21 protein-coding genes are annotated in these 21,453 nt (G+C 63.2%); 10 read left to right on the top strand and 11 right to left on the bottom strand.

Going from position 1 to position 21,453, the window contains the following annotated elements:
- Window positions 1-116: 116 nt before the first annotated feature.
- Together QYR03_RS08230 and QYR03_RS08235 are read right to left on the bottom strand one after the other, a co-directional pair.
- The gene (locus QYR03_RS08230; protein ID WP_301712668.1) at window positions 117-2,636 is read right to left on the bottom strand and encodes a hypothetical protein; all 2,520 of its coding nucleotides are present in this window, start codon (window positions 2,634-2,636) and stop codon (window positions 117-119) included.
- The gene (locus tag QYR03_RS08235; RefSeq protein ID WP_301712667.1) at window positions 2,636-3,457 is read right to left on the bottom strand and encodes an NUDIX hydrolase; all 822 of its coding nucleotides are present in this window, start codon (window positions 3,455-3,457) and stop codon (window positions 2,636-2,638) included. The genes QYR03_RS08230 and QYR03_RS08235 overlap by 1 nt, the downstream gene beginning before the upstream one ends.
- A 97-nt stretch (window positions 3,458-3,554) precedes the next feature.
- Here QYR03_RS08235 and QYR03_RS08240 point away from each other — a divergent pair, with 97 nt between their 5' ends.
- The 6 genes from QYR03_RS08240 (at window position 3,555) to QYR03_RS08265 (ending at window position 9,262) form a co-directional block, all read left to right on the top strand.
- Window positions 3,555-5,066 carry a CCA tRNA nucleotidyltransferase gene (locus QYR03_RS08240; protein ID WP_259849516.1) on the top strand — a complete coding sequence of 504 codons (1,512 nt, stop codon included), beginning with the start codon at window positions 3,555-3,557 and terminating at the stop codon, window positions 5,064-5,066.
- Window positions 5,059-5,667 (top strand): YqgE/AlgH family protein, encoded by a 609-nt coding sequence (locus QYR03_RS08245; protein WP_259849347.1) that lies wholly within the window; start codon window positions 5,059-5,061, stop codon window positions 5,665-5,667. The genes QYR03_RS08240 and QYR03_RS08245 overlap by 8 nt, the downstream gene beginning before the upstream one ends.
- Before the next feature lie 10 nt (window positions 5,668-5,677).
- Window positions 5,678-6,424: an AzlC family ABC transporter permease gene (locus QYR03_RS08250; protein WP_259849349.1), complete on the top strand. Its 747-nt coding sequence runs from the start codon at window positions 5,678-5,680 to the stop codon at window positions 6,422-6,424.
- 2 nt (window positions 6,425-6,426) lie between these two features.
- Complete coding sequence (locus tag QYR03_RS08255) at window positions 6,427-6,765, top strand: branched-chain amino acid transporter permease (RefSeq protein WP_259849350.1); 339 nt, start codon at window positions 6,427-6,429, stop codon at window positions 6,763-6,765.
- A 141-nt stretch (window positions 6,766-6,906) separates the two neighbouring features.
- Window positions 6,907-7,482 (top strand): hypothetical protein, encoded by a 576-nt coding sequence (locus QYR03_RS08260; RefSeq protein ID WP_301712666.1) that lies wholly within the window; start codon window positions 6,907-6,909, stop codon window positions 7,480-7,482.
- Between the two features lie 169 nt (window positions 7,483-7,651).
- The gene (locus QYR03_RS08265) at window positions 7,652-9,262 is read left to right on the top strand and encodes an HNH endonuclease signature motif containing protein (RefSeq protein ID WP_301712665.1); all 1,611 of its coding nucleotides are present in this window, start codon (window positions 7,652-7,654) and stop codon (window positions 9,260-9,262) included.
- 47 nt (window positions 9,263-9,309) lie between these two features.
- Here the strand turns inward: QYR03_RS08265 and QYR03_RS08270 are convergent, their stop codons facing one another.
- Genes QYR03_RS08270 through QYR03_RS08310 form a run of 9 tightly spaced genes read right to left on the bottom strand, consistent with a single transcriptional unit; the run spans window position 9,310 to window position 17,314 of the window.
- Window positions 9,310-9,624 (bottom strand): hypothetical protein, encoded by a 315-nt coding sequence (locus QYR03_RS08270; protein ID WP_301712664.1) that lies wholly within the window; start codon window positions 9,622-9,624, stop codon window positions 9,310-9,312.
- A 42-nt stretch (window positions 9,625-9,666) separates the two neighbouring features.
- Entirely contained in the window at window positions 9,667-10,044 is a 378-nt protein-coding gene (locus QYR03_RS08275) for a Rieske (2Fe-2S) protein (RefSeq protein ID WP_259849361.1), read from the bottom strand.
- Window positions 10,041-10,883, bottom strand: coding sequence for a tryptophan synthase subunit alpha (gene trpA, locus QYR03_RS08280; protein WP_301712754.1), 843 nt, complete (start codon window positions 10,881-10,883; stop codon window positions 10,041-10,043). The genes QYR03_RS08275 and trpA overlap by 4 nt, the downstream gene beginning before the upstream one ends.
- Complete coding sequence (gene trpB / locus QYR03_RS08285; protein ID WP_301712663.1) at window positions 10,883-12,139, bottom strand: tryptophan synthase subunit beta; 1,257 nt, start codon at window positions 12,137-12,139, stop codon at window positions 10,883-10,885. The genes trpA and trpB overlap by 1 nt, the downstream gene beginning before the upstream one ends.
- 31 nt (window positions 12,140-12,170) lie before the next feature.
- A complete protein-coding gene (gene trpCF, locus QYR03_RS08290; RefSeq protein ID WP_301712662.1) occupies window positions 12,171-13,640 on the bottom strand; it encodes a bifunctional indole-3-glycerol-phosphate synthase TrpC/phosphoribosylanthranilate isomerase TrpF in 1,470 nt (489 codons plus the stop codon).
- On the bottom strand, window positions 13,633-14,661 hold the full coding sequence (gene trpD, locus QYR03_RS08295) for an anthranilate phosphoribosyltransferase (protein WP_301712661.1): 1,029 nt from the start codon (window positions 14,659-14,661) through the stop codon (window positions 13,633-13,635). The genes trpCF and trpD overlap by 8 nt, the downstream gene beginning before the upstream one ends.
- Window positions 14,654-15,310, bottom strand: coding sequence for an anthranilate synthase component II (locus QYR03_RS08300; protein WP_301712660.1), 657 nt, complete (start codon window positions 15,308-15,310; stop codon window positions 14,654-14,656). The genes trpD and QYR03_RS08300 overlap by 8 nt, the downstream gene beginning before the upstream one ends.
- Entirely contained in the window at window positions 15,307-16,818 is a 1,512-nt protein-coding gene (locus QYR03_RS08305) for an anthranilate synthase component 1 (protein WP_301979030.1), read from the bottom strand. Before QYR03_RS08305 ends, QYR03_RS08300 begins: the two co-directional genes overlap by 4 nt.
- A 55-nt stretch (window positions 16,819-16,873) precedes the next feature.
- Window positions 16,874-17,314: an SdpI family protein gene (locus QYR03_RS08310; protein WP_301712658.1), complete on the bottom strand. Its 441-nt coding sequence runs from the start codon at window positions 17,312-17,314 to the stop codon at window positions 16,874-16,876.
- A 175-nt stretch (window positions 17,315-17,489) separates the two neighbouring features.
- Between QYR03_RS08310 and QYR03_RS08315 the strand changes: the two genes are divergently transcribed.
- The 4 genes from QYR03_RS08315 (at window position 17,490) to QYR03_RS08330 (ending at window position 21,401) form a co-directional block, all read left to right on the top strand.
- Window positions 17,490-18,713: a dicarboxylate/amino acid:cation symporter gene (locus QYR03_RS08315; RefSeq protein ID WP_301712657.1), complete on the top strand. Its 1,224-nt coding sequence runs from the start codon at window positions 17,490-17,492 to the stop codon at window positions 18,711-18,713.
- Between the two features lie 99 nt (window positions 18,714-18,812).
- Window positions 18,813-20,258 (top strand): DUF5129 domain-containing protein, encoded by a 1,446-nt coding sequence (locus tag QYR03_RS08320; RefSeq protein ID WP_301712656.1) that lies wholly within the window; start codon window positions 18,813-18,815, stop codon window positions 20,256-20,258.
- Between the two features lie 55 nt (window positions 20,259-20,313).
- Window positions 20,314-20,847: a flavodoxin domain-containing protein gene (locus QYR03_RS08325; RefSeq protein WP_301712655.1), complete on the top strand. Its 534-nt coding sequence runs from the start codon at window positions 20,314-20,316 to the stop codon at window positions 20,845-20,847.
- A 29-nt stretch (window positions 20,848-20,876) separates the two neighbouring features.
- On the top strand, window positions 20,877-21,401 hold the full coding sequence (locus QYR03_RS08330; protein ID WP_301712654.1) for a flavodoxin domain-containing protein: 525 nt from the start codon (window positions 20,877-20,879) through the stop codon (window positions 21,399-21,401).
- Window positions 21,402-21,453: the final 52 nt, after the last annotated feature.

The raw sequence follows: 21,453 nt of genomic DNA on the forward strand, positions 1-21,453 counted from the left end.
TGCTCACCTTGATCTGGGTTTCTGGGCTTGTGGGTTTCTGTGATTCTTAATGCGCCCTAAGAATTCAGGGCCAGAAATCTGGGTCAAGGGTATGTTAGTCGGCCAGCCGCGATTCTCTATCTCGATTTACCTCGTCGGCGTTTCCCCACCTGCGCGCCGAGGGCCAGAAGGAAGAGCCCGCCGAGCAGGGAGATGACCACCCAATTGCTTATCGACGCTCCCGCCGTCTGCACGCCGATTTCCACCGGATTCGAAATCGGCTGGTTTTGCGGGGTGGCCAGGAAGAGTTGGAGGTCCGTGCGTTCTTTGTCCGACGGCAGGTCCGCTGTCATCTGCAGCGTCAGCGACCCGCGCGCCGGGATGCGGAATTGGGCGGGGGTGTTCAGCGCCGCCCCGTCCGGGCCGCGGTAGAGGATCGTCGCGTCCACGGGCAGCGGCAGTCCGTTCTGCGCGACGATGAGCAGCGGCGACGACTCGGATGTGCGGGTGTACACGTTGCCCGGCGGGATGAGCGCGATCGACGACCGGAGCGCCGATAGGGTGTCGCGGTCCTGGTTCAGCCGTGCGCGCGTGCGCTTCTCCGCCTCGGAATAGCGCGTATATGCCCGGCGTTCCGTCACGGACAGTGCCGTCAGCAGGTCGGTCCGCAGCGGCAGCGTGTACCCGTACCGCGTCAGCGCGATCGCGTTATCGTTCGCCAGCAGCGCCGTCAGGTCGTTGATGAAGCGCGATTGCTGGGCCGCGTTGAGCACCTCGGTGTCCGTGAGCACGGCAGGGTCGGATTCGGGGACGCCGAGCTTATCGACGTCCCCCTGCACCACATTTCCCGGCAACCCCACGTAATCCTCCAGCGCCATCGGCGCTGCAGCCCTTTCCTTGTACAGTGCTGCCACTGTGTCCATGACGGCTTCGGCTGTGGACGCCTCCCATGTTGCCGGCGGGTTCACCAGATTCGGGTCGGGCGCGGGACTCCCCTCCGGCACCGGCCCGGCGGACGCCGCCGCCTGCGCCGCGGTGCGCACAACCGTAGCCGCGGTGAGGTCGCGCGCCTCCACCGAATCCAGGGTGAAGTCGTAGCGCAGATACTCGTCCGAATACCCAGGTGTTTCCGGCCGCGGCCCCGTCGCCGCCAGCGTGGACGCCAGCGCATTGTCGAAGGTCACCGCCGTCACGCCTGGAGTGAGCCCCGCGAACCGTGTCTCACCCTCTGGTGCCGGTTCCGGAGTGTTCACCGTGTTGTCGGCCACGAGCACCCGCACCGGCTGCTCCGGCGCGGGAGCTGCGGCATTGGCGGCGCTCGGCATCGTCGGGTTGTCGAGGTTGCTGTGCTGCTCCCCTTCGATGCGGCCCCCGGGGGCCCCGGCGTTTTTCTCTTGGACAGCCTGGTCGTTCTCCCACTGGGTGTGCATGCCGGTTTCCGGCAGTGTGGAGCGGCTCAGGTCAGCCCAGCCCATGCCCGGCGCGGTTTCCGGGTTGAGGTATCCCGCGCCGGGGACGACCACGTTGCGCAGGGCAGGCGTCTGCAGCACCCGCTCTACTGTGAACGGCCCGCGTTCGATGGCTTCGCGCATGAGCCATTTGTCGCCTGTGCGCGCCACTGCGTTCAGGTCTGCATTGGCCCAGGGCAGCGCCACCGCGCAATTGTCTTTCGCGGCGCCCCGCAACTTTGTCAGCCAGGCGACCGCGTCTTCGCTGCCTTTCCCGGGTTCCGAGTTGGCGGTGGAGTCTTCATTCCCCCACGAATCCCGGAGACGCTTGCGGTTGAGTCCGGGCGAGGGTCGGTCGTCGTCAACCGTGTACCCCTGGGCCATGCGCTCCACCGTGTCCAGCAGAGCCGGATCCACTGCCAGGCAGGTCGCGTCGCGCACTCCGGAGTCGTCGTTCGCCTCGTCGTAGACGTTCACGAGCTCGTCGAGGCGGCCGCCCGGCGCGAGTTGTTCCGCCAGCTGCTCCGAGGAGAGGATCAGGGGCGCGCGGCTCGGTGCTTCGCCGGTCTCCCCCGGCACGATGTCCACCGGCGCGGAGATCGGGTACAGCACGGTCATGCCCGCGGCAGTCGTCTCCCCTGCGGACCCAGCCGCTTCAGTTTCCGTTCCCGGCGTGCCGGTGACGGCCATGTGCCAGCGTTCCGTGTCCAGTGTGGCGCCGTTCTGCCCCAGCACCAGCATCATGGGGGAACTACTGGTGAACGGCTGCTTTTCCGTGGGGATGGAGACCTTTATTTCAGTCTCTTCGCCGCTGTTCAGTTCGGGGACTGTCACCTCGTCGCCGGCGGAGGTGTACTCGGACGTTGCTGCCACGGTCGCCGCCCGCGCATCTGCCACTGAGCCGGAGGCCGGTCCGCGCAGGGGCGCGACCGTCAGGCCGGAGACCGCGGATTCGGAGTCGTTCCGGACACGTACGGTGACGGAGAGGGGTTTGCCGGAGGGGACGGTGGCGGGGGCGTCGACAAGCGAAAGCGTGAGTCCTTGCTGCCCGTCGTCGGGACGTATCTGCGGGTTGACCCACTGTTGCGCGACGGCCGGCTGGTTCGGGTCGACCGGGACTGGTTGCGCGTGTCCGGTGGTCGGCGTGCCGGCGCATGCGAGCGCAGCCACGGCGAGAACCGCGGCGGCCCCCTGTGTGCGCCGACCCATCACCGGGGCGTGGTCCTTCCCGCTTCTTTCTCCGCGCGCGCTAGGTCCGGCATCTTGTCGAAGGCGATGCGCGCCAGCTTGCGCTCGTCTGCGTACGCCAGATGCTCGATCAATTCGCTGACCGGAACCCAGGAGACCTCGGTGACCTCCGGGTCTTCGTCGTTGAGCACGCCGTCGACATAGCGCAGTAGGTTGTGGTGGACGGTCTTGTGGATGCGCACCCCGTCCGAAACGAACCAGTAATCGATGATGCCCAGCTCCGCGAACGGCTCACCATCGATGCCGGTTTCCTCCCACACCTCGCGGCGCGCGGTCTCCCACTGGTGCTCGCCTTCCTCGACGTGCCCCTTCGGCATGGACCACAGCAGGCGCCCGCGGCGGTCGAGGCGGCCGATGAGCGCGACATAGATATGTGACAGGTCCACGGAACCGTCCGCCCCCACGGCCTCCGCCATGCCGGAGACGACGAGGCCGCCTGCGCTCGTCTCGTCGCGGGTCTCCATGTTCGCCGAGGCGTGCTGCGCGCTATTCGACGCCCCACGGCGGTACCGGTTGCCGCCGCCACCTCGTTTGCGCTGGTTGTTTCGCTGGCTACCGCGCTGGTTGCCTCCCTGGCGGCGTTTGCGGCGGCGGTTGCGGGAGCTCTTGTTGCCCTTGGCCCCCTCGTTCGGCCTGCCGCCTTCTTTCGGCTTGCCATCCTGCTTGTTCGGGCGGTTCTCCCCGCCTGGGCTCTGGGCATGGCTCGACGCGCGCCGGCGCCGTTTGCGCCTGCGCGGGTTGTTCTGCGGCGTACTGGAGTCGCCGGGAGTATTCTGAGCCATCTCCTAAATGGTATCGGTCCGTGGTGCCCATGTGGTACTTGAGACCCTGCATCCGTGGTTTGCGCGGGGCTGTAAGGTTGGGCGGGTGACTAACCCGATGAGCAGCCAGAAGAATTCCACTGACCCGGTGGAACTGTTCGACCTGCCGGAGAAGGGGGATCCGACGGCGTTCATCGCGCTGTTGGCGAGGGCTGAGGGAGCCGTCGGCAAGCTGGCTGACCTGTTGGGACCGCTCGCGGCAGCGTTCGCGGCGGAGGGTGAGTCCTTGTACCTCGTGGGCGGCCCGGTGCGCGATGCGATGCTGGGGCGCCTCGGCCACGACTTGGACTTCACCACCTCGGCCCGTCCGGAGACGATCAAGAAGATTCTCTCCGAATGGGGCGAGGCCGTGTGGGACACCGGCATCGAGTTCGGCACTGTTTCCACGGTGAAGCAGGGGCAGCAGGTGGAGGTGACCACTTTCCGCGCCGACCTGTACGACGGCGTGACCCGCAACCCAGAAGTGACCTTCGGCGACACGATTGAGGGCGACCTGGTACGCCGCGATTTCCGCGCCAACGCCATGGCGATCGAGTTAATCCCCGCCAGCGATGGTTCCGCGACCGTGACCTTCGATTTCCACGATCCCGTCGACGGGCTGAAGGACCTGCTGGGCCGCACGTTGGACACTCCGCAGGAGCCGGAGGTGAGCTTCCGCGACGACCCGCTCCGTATGCTGCGTGCTGCCCGTTTTGTCTCCCAGCTGGGCTTTTCCGTCAGCCCGCGGGTGAAGCGTGCGATGACGGACATGGCCGAGGAGATAGGCCGCATCACCGTCGAGCGCGTCCAGGCCGAGCTGGACAAGCTCATGCTGGGCCTGCAGCCGTGGGAGGGCATTGACCTGCTGGTGGATACCGGCCTGGCTGACCATATCCTTCCCGAGATTCCCGCCCTCAAACTCGAGCGCGACGAGCACATGCAGCACAAGGACGTCTACGCCCACTCGCTCACTGTGCTCCGCCAGGCCACGGAGCTCGAGGAGGACGGGCCCGACTTGAAGTTGCGGTGGGCTGCGTTGATGCACGACATCGGCAAGCCGGACACGCGCGAGCTGAAGCCGGGCGGGGGTGTCTCCTTCCACCACCACGAGGTTGTGGGTGCGAAAATGACTCGCAAGCGCATGCGCAAGCTCAAGTACCCGAAGCACGTCATCGAGGATGTCGGTCAGCTCGTCTACCTGCACATGCGCTTCCACGGCTTCGGCGAGGGGCAGTGGACCGATTCGGCCGTGCGCCGTTATGTCACGGACGCCGGTGACCTCCTCCCCCGCCTGCACAACCTCGTCCGCGCCGACTGCACCACGCGCAACCCGAAGAAGGCCGCGCGTCTCCGCCGCACGTACGACGAGCTGCTCGCGCGTATCGACGACCTCTCCGCCAAGGAGGACCTCGCCCGCGTCCGCCCCGACCTCGACGGCAACGAGATCATGCAGATTCTCGGCCTCGAACCGGGCCCCGAAGTGGGCAAAGCCTGGAAGTATATGAAGGACCTGCGCCTCGAGCGCGGCGAGCTCGACCACGACGAAGCCGTCGCGGAGCTCAAGGCTTGGTGGGAGAAGGAAAATGGCTGAGTTCTTTTACGCGGACCGCTTGTTCACCGCGCTCGAGCGCGAAACGCCCGCGCCGGGCATGCTGCTCGTTTCCGCCCCAGGCATGCTCACCGACGAGTTCTCCCGCACGGTCATTTTGCTTATCGACGTCTCCCCCCACGCCACCTTCGGCGTCATCCTCAACCGCCGCTCCGAGGTGGCCGTGCACTCCGTCCTTCCCGACTGGCTGCCCCACGTGGCAAAGCCGCAGGCCCTGTATATCGGCGGTCCCGTCAACCCGCAAGCCGCTGTCGCCGTCGGCATGACCTCTACCGGCACGGTCATCGAGGACCATCCGCAGTTCACCCGTCTGGCCAACCGCCTCGTGCACGTCAATCTCCGCAAGGACCCTGCGGACGTCGACGGGCTTCTCGAGGGCATGCGCATTTTCTCCGGCTACGCCGAGTGGGCCCCGGGGCAGCTAGACGAGGAAATCGAACGCGGCGACTGGTACGTCGCACCCGCCCTCCCCACCGATGTCGTGGCCCCCGCTGCCGCCGACCTGTACAGCGACGTGATGCGCCGCCAGCCGATGCCCCTGCCCCTCTTCTCGACCTTCCCCGCCGACCTCGAGGACAATTAGCCTTTCGTCCATGACCCACGAGAACCGCCACGAGATCCGCGCCGCCCTCAAAGACCTGTGGGTGGTCGGCCTTGGGCTGATTCCCCTCGGCCTCGCATTCGGCCTGGTCATGACCCAAGCTGGCTTCGCGTGGTGGTGGACGCCCATTTTCTCTGTCGTCATCTATGCGGGGTCGATGGAGTTCCTCGCTGTGCAGCTCGTTTCCGCCGGCGTCGGTCCACTATCGGCTGCGGTCACCGGCTTCATGGTGAATTTCCGCCACATTTTCTACGGCCTCACCTTTCCCCGCCACCGTATTTCCTCGCCTCTCGGCCGCGCGTACTCCACCTACGCGCTTACCGACGAAACCTACGCCGTCATCTCCGCCCACACCCCCACACAGCCCATCGGCGCTGATTCGGCTCAGCCCACCGGCACCCGCATCCTCACGGTGCAGATTGTCTGCCAGTTGCTGTGGGTGATCCCCGGCATCGTTGGTGCCCTCCTCGGAGTCGTCATTCCCCCGGAGGTGCAGGGTATGGACTTCGCCCTCACCGCTCTCTTTGTGGTGTTGGCCTACGAGGCGTTCACCTCTAACCGGGACTTCTCGCTGCCTTTGACGGCCGCCGTCATCGCCGCCGTGGTAGCGCTCGTCGCCCCGAACTGGCTGTTGATGGTCGCCCTTACCGTGTACTTCCTCGTTCTCTTACTGCGCTATGCCCGGCCGGATCTCGACCGGGCTGTCGAGCTGCGGATGCATTCCAAAGGGGGCCGGTGAACATGGGCCTTCCCGCTGGTGTTTCCCTCAGCATGGTGGCCGCCGTCCTTATTCCGGTGGGCATTGTCACCGTTTTGCTGCGCGCATTGCCCTTTTCATTCCTGCGCCTGCTCAAGGACAGCCCGGTCATTCAATTCCTGGGGGCCACAATGCCTGTGGGCGTGATGACGGTTTTGGTTGTCTATTGCCTGTCCTCTTCCCGCGAGAACCCAGGTGGGATCGGGGCCGGCCTCATCGCCGCGGTGTTCACTCTCGTGCTGCATGCCTGGAAACGGCGCGCAGGCCTGTCCATTCTCGCTGGCACACTGACTTACATGGCACTGGTCAACCTGGTTTTCTAGGAGGTGGTCTGCCGCCTAGGGTGAGGCGTCGATAAGCAAATGCTTCTTGCTCCTCGGGTGAATTCTCCGTGAACGTGCTGCTGGTACGGCGCGTAGGTTCTATGCTTGCTGTGCCAGAATCTTGCTGTTAAGGAGCATTTAATGAAGCGCCGCGCCGTCGCTGCCGCCCTGTCCGTCGCACTTGTTGGGGGTGCTGTGCCTGCGCATGCTGGTGTGGAGCGTCCCGTCGATCAGCGCAGCTCGATCAAGCCGCTTCTTGAGCTAAGCTCCCCCGCCCACAGCTCCGAGCATTCCAGCATGGCGACGGATGAGGAGCTGCGCACCGAATGGGCCGAGGCGACGCGTAAGGGGTTCTTCTCGCCGATTATCGAGTCGATCTACGGTCTGAATATTCGGGACGATCTCGATGAGCGGACGGCGGCTGTCGACGACAATGTGGCCAAGTACGAGAGCAATGGCTCCGCGAACACTGTCCTCGGTAGCTCCCTGAAGTGGGACGCGGCGCGTGGTCAGCAGCTGGGCACGGCACTGAATTGGTGGATCGCTGCCGGTGTGCTGGCTGGTCTTCTTGGCGGGGTTGTGGCCGCTGACCAGGCGGGGTTGATCCAATTCCCCACTGCCGCTGACATTTCGCGTTTGCAGGCTGATGCTCAAGCGAATATTGCGCAGTTCGGAGGCGACGTGCGCGCCCAGCTTGAGGCGAATCTGCCGCGTTAGTCGCGCGGATCGCGTTCGAATACAAAAGTTATCCACAGGGGTGAGCTGGGCGTTCGCATTGGGAGTCGAACAAGTGAGCTAAACGGTGACATTTGTCTGCAGGCTGTGTCCGGACAGTATGAAAGAGTGTTCTATACAACCGAACAAACACTCACTGAAGGCCACCGCAATGACTACAGCGAGACCACCCGAAAATAGAAAGACTGACCGCGACCCGACCTACTCCCCGACTAATCCTGACACCTCTTCTGCCAGCACCAATGAGCAGGACTCGAAAAAACCTGCATTTTTTGCCACCGAGAACCTGGAGGATTCGATCTGTCGCGCCGGCATGGCTATCTGCCGGGAGCAGACCGCGATCTTCGCCCGCTATTCCGAACCGATTGAGAGCTTCTACTCGCGCGACCATGACCGTGAAATCGCCCAGGTGAGCACGCAGACGGGAATGAGCAAGTCCCGCGTGGACACTGCAATCACGGCGTATATGGGCTTGCGCAACCTGCCAAAGCTGCGCGAATTGCAGCTCGAACACCATCGCTTGGATATCGAGCGGCTCGCCGCGGTGAGCGACGGGCTCGCTGACTTGGGGCTGAACGTGCTCGACGAAGTCTACGACAAGTTTGACGACATGCTGACGGCGTTGTTCACCCCCACCAAGATGGGCCAGCAGCTCCCCACCATCACCGCCATCACCCGCCGGATCAACGTGATGATCGCCGACTTCGACTCCGAAGCCGGTTACGACCTGAAGAAGCGGAAGGAAAGAGAGGAAAAGACCGACCCCTTCGGTCCGGGAGAAGGCGCCATCTCCTTCGACGTTCCTCCGTCCGGCTCGGGTGAACCCGGAAACGCTTATATGAACGTCGCGGGAGACAAGGCGAAGGTCGCCGCCATGCGCGCCGAGATCAACGCCACCGCGCGTGAGCTCGGCGTGTCCCAGTGGGAGGCGCTTGACCTGCTTATTTTTGGAAAAGCCGAGCCCACTTCCGCAACCATCTACGGCTACGTGCCCTTGGTCAACGGTGTGCCCGATCCGACCAAGAGTGTCTTCATCCCCGGCTTCGGCTGGACCACGGCCGCGGCGACGGAGGCCTTCCACTGCATGGTGGACCGGATCATCGACTTGGAGGAAGCCAAGCATCATACGGTCGCCGGTTACGTCGCCCCCGACAAGGTCAAAGCGTATGTCCGCGGGCGCGACGGAAAGTGCATCTTCCCTGGTTGCACCCGTTCCGCGTGGAGCTGTCAGCTGGATCACCGCATCCCCTACGATGACGGCGGCCAGACCAATGCGGCTAATCTCTACTGCCTTTGTGCACACCATCACAACATGAAGACCGATCGACGCGCCTTCTACGTCCCCGACCCGGTCACCGGCGAAATCATTTGGCTTTTCGACGACGGAACCTACGCCCGAACCGAACCCGAAGGCTTCATCGGCACCCAGGTCACCCCTACCGCACCGCGATGGCGGGCCTCAACCGAAGACATTCTGCGCAGCAAGAGAAAAAAGGCCCATTTTTTCGCGAAGGGCCACACGCTTATCGACGCTTACGAGAACCGCGAACCCCACCCCTCCGTCAAGAACACTGTAAAGAACACTGAGGACAACACCGAAACCGGCGATCTCTCCCCCATCACCTTCGAAGAGTGTCTCGAGGCGATCGCCGAACTGGAGAAATACTACGGGCTGGAATTCCCCTTCCGCCCTGATCGGCTTGAGGAGGTGGATGGAGAATCGCAGGTCAAGCAGGCAAAAGAGGGCAAGCCGCCGTTCTAGAGATCCGAAACCGCGGTGCAGAGCTCAGGCCCGTCGGGAAGCAAGTGTCAGGGCAGGCTCGGAAACAGTGTCTGTGCTTCAGCCCAGAGACCGGCGAAGTCGTGCGCGTCGAGAATCTGGTGGTCGATGTCCTCGAAACCGGCAAGCTTGTCGGGGTGCGGGACGACGTCGAGAGGTGTGTTAGCGCTGCCGTGCACCTGGCCGTCGACGAACGCACCGACGATCGTGTTGTCAGGAGTCAGTTCGATCATGCGGAGCATGCGGCACGTGGTGCGGGTGTCGTCGATTTCTTCGAGTTCGGCGACATTGACCAAGCCGGATCCGTCGGGGGCGGTGAAGATTGTCTTCACGAAAAGGCGCATCGAAAAAATCCCTGTTTTTCTGGTCTGAAGTACTTGCCGTGTCTATGCCTCGCCCGCGATGACGGTGCCGTTGTCGTCTCTTACAGGGACAGTGGTCATACCGGTCGCCGCCGGGCCGGAAACGGGCTCGCCCGTGGCAATGTTGAACACGGAACCGTGCGACGGACAGCGCACCGTGTCGCCGTCCACCTGCGTGATGGGGCTTCCCTGGTGCGGGCACTTCGTGGAATAAGCGACGAACTCGCCCTCATTGGGCTGGGCGATGATGACGTTGTCCACGATCACGGCGCTTCCCACGGGAACCTGGGTCGCGGCGACTTCAGCCGAGGGCTCCTTACCGCAGGCGGCGAGGAAGGCACCGGCGAATGTCGTCGCGGTGCCGAGTAGGAGCGCGCGGCGGGAGCAGGAGAATTCGGTCATGATTTGATCGTAGCCTGCTTCATGGTGGCGGTGTACTCGCGCAGCTCGGATCTCAGCGCCTCCATGTCGCGGACGGTGCCAGGGTTCGGGTGCGCGTAATCGATGTGGGTGTCGATGATCTTGGCAATCGCCGACCCCGTGATCGCGCCTGCCGCACCGGCGGCGATGGCGTCGGAGACGTGCTGTGGGGTGGATATGCCAAACCCGAGCAGCACGGGGGCGCCGTCGTAGGAGGAGATGTTGGCGACGACGTCGGCAAGCCCCTGCGTCTGCGATTCCTTCTCTGCGCCGGTGACACCGTCGCGCGAGACCGCGTAAATGTAACCGCGGGACTGCGCGGCGACACCTTCGAGCACTTCGGGGCGCGCCTGTGCCGGGGCGATGAACACCGGATCGATCCCTGCGGCGGTGGCGGCCTCAATGAATGGCGCGCCCTCGCGGACGGGGACATCGGGAATGAGCACTGCGTCGGCGCCGGCGTCGTGAAGCTCGCCGTAAAATTTGTCCAGCCCGCGCACGTACGGCACATTCGCGTAGACCAGCATTCCGATCGGGATCTCCGGGTAGCGGTTGCGGATTTCGCGGATCTGCTCGAAGCACTTATCGACGTTCGCGCCTCCGTCCAACCCCCGCAAGTGCGATTTCTGGATGGTCGGGCCGTCAGCTGCAGGGTCGGAGAAGGGGATGCCGAGCTCGAGGGCGTCGGCGCCGGCGTCGACAAGCGTGCTGATGATTTCCACGGCGTCGGTCGCGGACGGGTCACCGAGCATGACGAAAGGGACGAATGCACCTTCGTTCTTGGCCTCGAGGGCCTGGAATAGCGTGCTGAAGCGGGACATCATTTCTCCTCCGAGGTGTTCAAAACGTATTCCGGGTGGGCTTCGAGCGTCTGCTGGACGTGGGCGACGTCCTTGTCGCCGCGGCCGGACAGTGAGACGAGAATAGTCGTCGGCGTTCTCTTGGCCTTCGCCTCCTCGGCGCGCTGCAGTGCGTACGCGAGAGCGTGGGAGGACTCGAGCGCGGGAATGATGCCCTCATGGCGGGACAACATCTGGAATGCGCGCAGGGCGTCGCCGTCGGTGACGGGCACGTACTTGGCGCGGCCGGTCTTCGCCAGGTGGGCGTGCTGTGGGCCGACGGCCGGGTAGTCGAGGCCCGCCGAAATTGAGTAGGACTCCTTGATTTGTCCGTCGGAATCCCGCATGAGGTAGGACTTGGTTCCGTGCAGAATGCCTACGGTACCTGCAGCGATGGCTGCGCCGTGCTTGCCCGTGTCCATGCCTTCACCGCCCGGTTCGGCACCGATGAGTTCGACGGACTGCTCCTCAATGAAGTCCGCGAACATTCCGATCGCGTTGGATCCACCACCGACACACGCGACGACGACATCCGGAAGTCCCCCTGTGCGTTCCTTGATCTGGGCCTTCGCCTCCTCCGAAATGACCTTGTGGAACTCGCGAACCAACGTCGGGAACGGGTGGGGGCCGGCAGCGGTGCCGAGCAGGTAGTGCGAGTCGTGGAAGGTCGCGGTCCAGTCGCGCAGGGCCTCATTGACGGCATCCTTGAGCGTGCCGGAACCGGAATCGACGCCGATAACCTCGGCTCCCATGAGACGCATCCGGTACACATTGGGGGCTTGCCGATCCATGTCCTTGGCGCCCATGTAGATCACGCAATCCAGATCCATAAGCGCGCAGGCCAGCGCTGTGGCGGTACCGTGCTGACCCGCGCCAGTTTCTGCGATGATGCGTTTCTTGCCCATCTTCTTCGCCAGCAATGCCTGCCCGATCACCTGGTTCGTCTTGTGCGCTCCCCCGTGCACGAGGTCCTCGCGTTTGAGGAAGATCCGGGCGTAGTCGTTGTCCTTGGTCAGGTTCTTCGCCTCGGTCAGGGGCGTCGGCCGGCCCAGGTAGTCGCGCAGCAGTCCGCGGTACTCGGTCATGAACTCCTCGTCGTTCCAGGCATCGACGAACGCTTTCTCGAGCTGGTCGAGCGCCGGAAGTAGAGATTCGGCGACGAATTGCCCGCCGAATTCACCGAAGTACGCAGGCAGAATGGTGTTTCCGCCGGCGCGTGCATCTGTGGAGTCAGTCATGTTGAGTCCTTGTTGGTATGGCTAGTTGGGTTTAGTAGTGGAAGTTCTTGATTCGGTTGAAGGTGGTGCGCAACGCCCCCGCGTCCTTGTGGCCGGACCATTGGCCGGCTCCGGACGGATACTCGACGCCGGAGTTGAGGTCGACGCCCAAGCATCCGACGGCCAGCGCATCCTGGATGTTTTCCGGACCCAGTCCCCCGGCCAGGAGGGAGTGTCCGCGCACGCTATCGGGGATTGCGGCCCAGTCGAAACCGGTTCCGGAGCCCCCGTCCTTTGCGTCGAGGACGAGCTTATCGACGTCTCCTGCCAGCCCTTCCGCGACCGCCGGACCGTCAGGATCGGACATGGAGACGGCGCGCCAGATTTCAATGTCGGGATCGAGTGCGCGAACGGTGTCTCGGACCGACTCGATGAATTCGCGCTCGGCTTCCAACGATCCCTGGAATGGCGAGTGGATTTGGAGTGCGCGTATACCAGGGAAGACGAGATCCTCCCATCCGTCGGTGCGGCGGCTCACTGCCACGTAGTGGAGACCGGTCTCATTCGCGATGATTTTCTTCGCTGTTTCACGTGAAACATTGCGGGAACTGGCCTCCTCGAAGATGAGTCCGCCGTAGACGGCGCCGACTGCGCGTGCGGCCTGAGCTGCGGTGGGAGAAGTGAGGCCACAGACCTTATTCGGTCCGTACACCAACATTCGCGCTGCCCAATCAATGTCCGGGGTGCCAGTGAGGTGAGAGCCGACGAGGAAACCGTCGGAGTGTCCCCCTAGGCTGCGGACAGTCTCTACATCGCGGATACCGGATTCGGAGACGATGAGTGCGCCCTCGGGGGCTAAAGGAGCCAGGCGTGCGGAACGATCGAGGTCGATGGTGAGGTCGTGGAGATTCCGGTGGTTGATTCCGAAAATCTTGGCGCCGAGCTTCGTAGCGCGCGCTGCCTCTTCCTCATTGATGACCTCGGTGAGCACGTCCATGCCCAAGCGGTGGGCCTCGGCGGAGAGTTCGGCGTATTCTTCGTCGTCGAGAACGCTGAGCATGAGCAGGATGGCATCTGCGCCGAAGTACCGTGCCGCGTGAATTTGCACGGGATCAATGATGAAATCCTTGCACAGTACCGGCAAATGAGTGGTCGCGGCTACGGTGGCGAGGTGGTCGTAATCTCCCCCGAAGCGCTCCGGTTCGCAAAGAACCGAAATGCCGGCGGCGTAGCGTGAATAGGTGGAGGCGATTTCACCCGGCAAATAGTGCTCGCGAATCATGCCGAGGGATGGCGAAGATGATTTGCACTCCATGATGAACCGGGTGCCAGGGCGGGCCAGCGATTCGTAGAGTGAACGTTCGGAGCGCGGAAGCTGCGAAGGATTCACGTGCGAGATCCGTGCCCGAATTTCGTCAATGTGACGTTTTCGCGACGTAACGATGTCCTCGAGGACAGTCGGTAATCCCTGAGCATGGCGAGGATCGAATCCATGCTGGTCAGGAGCCTGGAACTCAGCCACTGTAATCGGCTCCTTCGTGGGTGGCGAGCCACTGGCGGACGGAGCCGTCGGCAAGCAAACTCTTTGCGCGCTCGACACCGGTCTTGATGTCGGGGTCGAGCTCGTAGAGGTAGAAAATCGCACCCGCGGTCGCGGCGACGGCATCCCGGTGCGCGTCGGGGGCCGTGCCGTCGAAAATCGCTCGGATAGCGGCGGCGTTTTCTTCGCCGTCGCCACCTTCGAGCTCCTCGAGGGCATAGGTGGGAAGACCCATGTCTTCGGGCGAGATGGTGTAGTGCTCGATATTCCCTTCGCGGTCGAGCTCCCACACGAGGGTTTCGCCGTGAACTGCCAGTTCATCGGTGCCGGCGCCGTGAACGATCATGGCACGGCCGCGGCCAAGCTCCCGCATGGTCTCGGCGATTGTCTGGCCAAGGTCCGGGTTCGCGATACCCATAATCTGGTATTCGGGACGGCCGGGGGAAAGCAGTGGGCCCAGGGTATTGAACAAGGTGGGGATACCCAAAGACTTTCGAACCGGCTGGACATGGGCGATAGCCGGGTTATACGCAGGTGCGAAAAGGAACGTGAAATTGGAAGCGTCGAACTGGCGGACGGCGCGGTCCGGATCCAGGTCAAGAGGAATATTCAGCGCCTCGAGGACGTCTGCCGACCCAGACTTCGAGGACACTGAACGGTTGCCGCACTTGATCATCTTCACTCCCCCGGCGGCGGCGACGAGGGAGGCGGCGGTGGTGATGTTGATTGTGTTCTTGCCGTCGCCGCCGGTGCCGGCCGTGTCCATGAGGCCTTTGCCCGTGATTGGAAATGGTCGGCCGGCGGCGAGGAAGGCCTTGGCGGCCCCGGCGATGTCCGCGAATGTCTCGCCGCGGGTGCGCACGGTGGCCAGTAGCGCGGCGATGTGCACATCGTCGTAGTCACCCACTGTAAGCGGGACGAAAGCAGCGGTTGCTTCGTCCAGGGTCGGGTTCCTGTTGTCAAGGAATTCTCTGAGCGTTTTTAGTGAGGTTTGCTTAGCCATTGTGATCACCTTTCTTGGCGCATACCAACAATTGATCCACGCAGCGTTGTAAAAGCACAGGTCCCTTGGGTGTCAGTATCGATTCGGGGTGGAACTGAAGGCCGATCGACATCTTGTCCGTCGATTCAGCCGCCATGACTACTTCCCCGATGTCGGTGGGGGTTCGCGCCAAAGCGACCATTCCGTTGGGGATGTCAACGGTTCCGAGGGAGTGGTACCGCGCCACCGGCACACGCCGCCCCGGAACACCGCCATGCTGGGGACCTGAGTCGGTGGTCAGGCCAGCGAAGAGGGGGTGGTTGATGCCTTCGTCGGTAAGCTGCATTGCCTCGCTGATGCCGTGCACTGGCCCGCAAGGAGTGACGCGGCCCCCGAAATGCTCGATCAGCGCTTGGTATCCGAGGCAGATGCCCAAAAGCGGAATTCGCCCCTGAACGCGCTCGATGAGTTCCATCATGCAGCCGGCATCGGCGGGATACCCGGGGCCGGGCGAGAGAATGATGACGTCAGGGTCGGCGGCTAAGATGTGGTCGGCACTGACGGTGTTGCGGAAGACCGTGAACTCGGCCTCCGGAAGCGTCGACAACGCGTCGACGAGGTTGTAGACGAAAGAGTCACGGTTATCCAGCAGAACAATGCGCGCGGTCATCGGACCACCTCCACTTCGCGGCCGGAGGCCATTGCTAGGGCGTTGAGCACGGCGTATGCCTTATGCAGGGTTTCATCGGCCTCGGCCTGCGGCACGGAGTCGCGCACGACCCCTGCTCCGGCCTGCACGGTGGCCACTCCCCCGTGCACATAGGCCGAGCGGATGACGATGCAGGTGTCGAAGTCCCCGTTGCCGCGCAGGTAGCCGACTGCTCCGCCGTACGAGCCGCGGCGCTTGCCTTCGAGCTCGCGGAGCAATTCGGTGGCCCGCAGTTTCGGGGCTCCTGTCAACGTGCCCATGTTCATTGAAGCACGGTACGCGTCGAGTGCATCGAGATCGTGGGCGAGGGTCGCAGTGACGCGCGAAACGAGGTGCATGACGCGGGAATAGCGGTCCACCTGCAAGAGCTCGCGCACCTGCCGGGTTCCGGGCTCCGCGACGCGGGCCATGTCGTTGCGCGCGAGATCGACGAGCATCGTGTGCTCGGCGATCTCCTTCGCGTCCGTGCGGAGCTCGAGTTCCATCCGGGTGTCCAGCTCGTGGGTCTCGCCGCGGGGCCGCGTTCCGGCAATTGGGTACAACTGCACCTCGCGTGTGGTGGAATCGTACTTGAGGTTCGATTCCGGGGAGGCGCCGAAGAGTTCGTAAGGCTCGCCATTACGGTCCAAGCCCCGTGCGTAGAACATGTACGGCGACGGGTTCGTCTCCCGCAGGCACTGGTACGCGGCAAACGCGCCGGGGCACTCCGCGGTGAAAGAGCGGGCCGGCACCACCTGGTAGATGTCGCCGTCATAAATATTGCCTTTGAGCTTTTCCACGTCGCGCCGGAACTCTGCGTCGTCGACGCTCGCCTCTACGCGCAAAGGTCCTCCGGCGCTGGAGGGTCGGGGGGCTGGGGGCTCGGCGGCGTCGATACGCGCGGCGATCTCGCGCATTCGCTTATCGACGTCTCCCGCTCCCCCGTCGACCGCCGTAAGCCGCGCCGTGTTCGCGCGGTGGTCGATCGTGAGGACGATATCGGCGAGAATGAATTGGTAATCGGGGTACGTGTTGGTGCTCTCGGCGACGTCCGGGAGCTGCTCGAAGGTGGCGAGGTAGTCGAAGGCGAAACCCCCGGCGAGCATGGGCAGCGTGCCGTGCTCAGTGTCGGCGTAGCCAGCCTCGGTGGTCAGTGCGCGCAGAACATCCGCGGAACTCGGGGCAATGAGACGTTCACGCTCGTCGGCTGTGTCCGAGACCGGGAAGCTGAATGTGCGCTTTCCCGTGGCGAAATTGCCGAGCCGCTCGTGCAGCTGGTCGGCGATCGCCTCCCCGTCGGGGCTGAGCGTCTCCACTGCCACGTCGGGGCCGTTACACGTGACGCGCAGCGATGCGCCGAGGACCGCGACCGATTGCAGTCCGGACTTCGTCGTGATGTCGGCACTCTCCAAAAGCACGGTGTCCGTCATGTCCGTGCCGCCTATGGATGCGAACAGGCTCGACGCGTCAGCGTGGTAGCGCACGTCCATGTGCGTCACCTGCGGGCGGAACTTGCTCACGGCTGCCTCCTTTCTGCTGTTGAGACTACCTGTCGTCCGCGCGGCGGGCGGCGTTTCGCAGCGCCCCGAGATCCACCTGAGGAGCGGGATGGGCGGTTGCGGCTTCAGCGCCGTTTTCTGCATCTTTCGCCTGGGCAAAGAGCTTCGCTGCGCGGGCGCCCTGGTTTCCGGCGGCGGCGACAGCCGCGATGCCCACGAGTGCGAGGACCACCGGGCCTGCCCAGAGCCAGCCGTCGGCGATGAATGCAAATGCAGCGCCGAACGCGAGAGCGAGGCCGCCGAGGATCAAATACGGTCCCGCCACCTTGTGCGCCTGCACCCAAATCTCTTCGTCCTTACGCACTTCCGGAACGTGGAGGCCCACAACGTTGTTGCCGGGCAGACGGCCCAGGGCAGCGAGCAGACCCGGGATGAGAAGGGCGAGTGCGAAGACAATGAAAACGACACCGATTGCGACACCAGTCATAATTTCAGAGTCTACTTTCGTGTGACTCGGGGCACGTGTTCGGGGGTCCTGCGGAAACACCAGATTTCATCTGTAGGGTGCCGTCGGGAAGAATAGAAAATAATAAAGCGCAGTGTCGCCTTATTCATTTCCCGTTCCCCGCCTGAACCAAGGCAAACCGAGCAAAGGGTAAAACATGAACACCAAGTCGATCACGAGGTCGCTGCTGTTCTGGATCGTCGTGGCCATCGTGCTCGGCGTCTGCTGCAGCTTCTTCTTCCCCGAATGGCTCGCCCGTATATTCATCACGTTCAACGGGCTCTTCGCCAATTTCCTGGGATTCTTCGTTCCTGTCCTCATCTTCGCGCTGATCACCCCGGCGATCGCCGGTCTGGGCCGCGGTGCCGGCAAGTGGTTGGGAATCACTGCCGGTATCGCTTATGGCTCCACAGTGATCTCCGGCCTGATCGCCTGGGCACTGTCTGCGGTGCTGTATCCGTGGCTGCTCGGCGACCAGCAGTTGGTCACGGATGTGGACGACGTGGAAGAAGGGGCGCTCGCCCCGTTCTTCGAGGTGGAGATTCCTGCGCCGTTCGAGGTGATGACTGCTTTGGTGCTCGCATTCTGCATCGGTCTCGCCATGACGGCTGTCAAGTCCGACACCATGTACAAGGTGGCCACGGAGCTCGAGAACGTGATCATGAAGGTGGTCACATCATTCGTCATCCCGCTGTTGCCGCTGTTCATCTTCGGCATCTTCCTCAACCTGGGCATGAACGAGAACCTCGGTGCCACGATGGCGGCGTTCGGCAAGGTGCTGGTGCTGTCGGTGATTATGACGATCGTGCTCCTGGTGGTGCAGTACCTTATAGCCGGTGCTGTCGCCGGAGTGAATCCGTTCACCGCGCTGCGCAACATGTTGCCCGCGTACTTCACTGCGCTGGGCACGTCCTCGTCGGCGGCGACGATCCCGGTCACGTTGCGTTCCACGCTGAACAACAAGGTGGACGAGAACGTCGCCGGTTTCGTTGTGCCGCTTTGCGCCACGATCCACCTGTCTGGCTCGATGATGAAGATCGGGCTTTACGCCTTCGCGGTGATTTACATGGGCGGCATGGATGTTCCGTGGGGCCTTTCCCTCGGTTTCATCCTCCTGCTGGGAATCATGATGATCGCGGCACCGGGTGTTCCCGGCGGAGCGATCATGGCGGCCACCGGCCTCCTCGCCTCCATGCTCGGCTTCAACGACGACATGGTCGCGCTGATGATCGCCGCCTACATCGTGATCGATTCCTTCGGCACCGCGGCGAATGTCACGGGTGACGGCGCGATCGCGCTCGTGCTCAATCGCTTCGCTGCGGGCAAGATCGAGGGCCACAGCGCGAAGCGCGAGGAGCTTGACGACGCCACCGTCGCTTAGCCCCTCCCCTTCCGCACCCCCGCCGGCTGATGTTTCACGTGAAACATCAGCCGGTTTTTCTTTGGGATCGAATTCCATTCAGGGCGTTAAGATGTGCTCATGAACGGAAAGCAGATCGCAGGAGCACTCGGAATCACGGCGGCGTTGGCGGTTGCTGGCGGCGCGGCGGGCTACGCCATCACGGATGTGCCAGAGTCCGGCTCGATTGCGGTCGAGCAAGGTGCCGCCCCGCAGGTGACGATTGACGACCCCGATGACGTTCTCTCTCCCGAGGATGAGGCCCGCATGGTGAAGGATGCGGAGCGCCTCGACCGCCCGGCAGTGGTGAAGGATCTGCACTACATGGTGTTCGCGGAGAACCGCGAGAACGTTCTCGACACGGTCGAGGAGTTTGTCCGCGATACCTACCCCGAGATGATCGGCAATGCGGACAACCAAGATGTTCGCTTCGCCGACGGCACCATGATCATCGGTGTGGGCCTCGACCCCCGCCGAGCCTTTGGATACTACGGCGATGACGTCGCGGCTCAACTCCGCGTCGACTACGGCCAGCGCGACGAGCAGGTTCTCGATGCCATGAAGCCGGGAGTGGAGGACGGCAACATCCCCGCAGGACTCTTCGCCGCGGCCCGGACAGCGATGGACACGCAGGCTGCCGCCAACTATGACGTGGAGAGTGCACAGGATGACCGGGTCGGGACGGCGCTCGGTCTCGGCGCTGCCGGGCTCGGATTGGGAACAGCGGGTAGCGCCATTGCCATCGGTGTAACGAACAGCCGTCGGAAGAAGATCGCCCAGGCGCGTGAAGACTATGAATCCGTCACCACGGAATACGCGGAACTCGCTGGCCGGCTCGACCAAATCGATATCCGCGCGAACTCCGTATCCTCCTCCTTCGCGGACGCGGAGCTGCGTAAGCAGTGGAACGAAGTCCGCGACACGTTCTTCAGCTACCACGATGCGGTCAGCGGAACCGGCGGAATCGGCGACATCAAGATCGACGACGACAAGGAAGCGTTGCGCAACCACAAGAAACTGCGTGAGGCCGCGACGTCAGTGGAGCACGTCTCCAACGCCGAAGACAACATCAACCGTCTCTTCGAGATCGAACGGGGCGATCCTGCGTCCCGGCGGGCGGCGCTGACGGACATCCGGGAGGATGTGATCCTGGCCAAGCACAAGGTGAAAGACGGGCAACTCAAATCCGACTTGGTTAGCCTCGAGCAGCGCATCGGTGCCCTCGACGCGGACCCGGCCGCTCCCGGCTTCGTGGACGAGTTCGTCCGCGTGCTTGGCGATTACCGCTTGCTCTTGGGTGAAGTGAAGCGACGCGAGTTCTCCGACGTGAAGGAATACGAGCCCCTGCGTAAACCCGCTATTTACGACAGTGGTTACAACTACTACGGCTATGTGCCGTTCATCGTCATGAACGACTGGCATGACAGCAATGTTCAGACCCACGAGAGCCACAGCTCCTCCGGCGGAACGTCCCCGGGAGTCGCATCGTCCGGATTTACCGCCGCCGGCAGCTCTTCGTCCTTTTAGCGCTCGTCATTCTCAACTCTGCTTTTCCGGAGCGCGTTAGCCGTAACATGGATGCATGGTCTCCATTTTCTACGCCACCTTCTACGGCTCCACAAAGCAATACGCGGATGCGCTCGCCGAGCACTTCGGAAAGAGCGCGGAGGAGATCACGGATGATACGGCCGCACTAATCAGCGCCGCCTCACCCGACCCCCTCATCATCCTCTCCCCTGTCCACGGCCCGGCGCACCCAGGGGTGAAGCTCATCAAGGCACTCTCGGAGGATGTGCTCCGCTACCGCCCCGTCGCCCTGGCAACGGTCGGAATGACTCTGGACCACGTCGCGCAGTCCCAAGACCCCGCGGGCAAGCTGCTGGGCGACCGCGCACAGTGGGTCTCCCGGTTCTACTTGCCGGGGCGCTTGAACTACTCCGAGCTGAGCAAAAAGCACCACAAGATTATGGAGGGTATCGTGTTCGGGCTTAAGCTCACGGGCGCTAAGGGTGAGAACGAGAAGATGATCGTTGACACCTACGGCAAGGACGTCGACCGGGTCGATCTCTCACGGATCGAGCCGATTGTCCAGTGGGTGGGCAATCACACATGGTAAGACCGCGGAAACGCGGTTAGCGTAGAGATATGACCACTATCTTTTACGCCACGCTCTATGGTTCCACTAAGCAGTACGCGGAAGCGCTCGCGGATCGACTGGGTGTCGAGGCCCACGAGATCAACGAGAACAGCGCCGAGCTTATCGATGCCGCGTCGTCCGACCCCATCGTCGTCTTCTCCCCTGTCCACGGCTCCTTCGTCCGCGGGGCGAAATTCCTGAACGAGTTGGGTGCGGATGTCGTCGAAAAGCGGAAGGTGTGCCTCGCAGCAGTCGGCATGGCGCTCGACGGCGTGAACGCGGAACTCGACCAGGCCGGCAGCATCCTCGGTGATCTGGCCGACCACGTGAAGCGCGTGTATCTCCCCGGCCGCATCAACTATTCGGAACTCGAGCCCGAGCACTATGCCATTTTGGAGTCCCGCATCGACAAGAAGAGGGAGCTGGATGAGCCGTCGGTGAACGATCAGATGCTGATCGATACCTTCGGTGAAGGCATTGACCGCGTCGACCTAAGCAGGATCGACGAGATCGTGGAGTGGCTGGAGAGCTAAGCCACCGGAAGGTGTTTCACGTGAAACATCGTTAAGCCCTCCGGCCGGTGTG

It is taken from the genome of Corynebacterium sp. P4-C1 (assembly GCF_030503595.1).
Lineage (GTDB): Bacteria > Actinomycetota > Actinomycetes > Mycobacteriales > Mycobacteriaceae > Corynebacterium.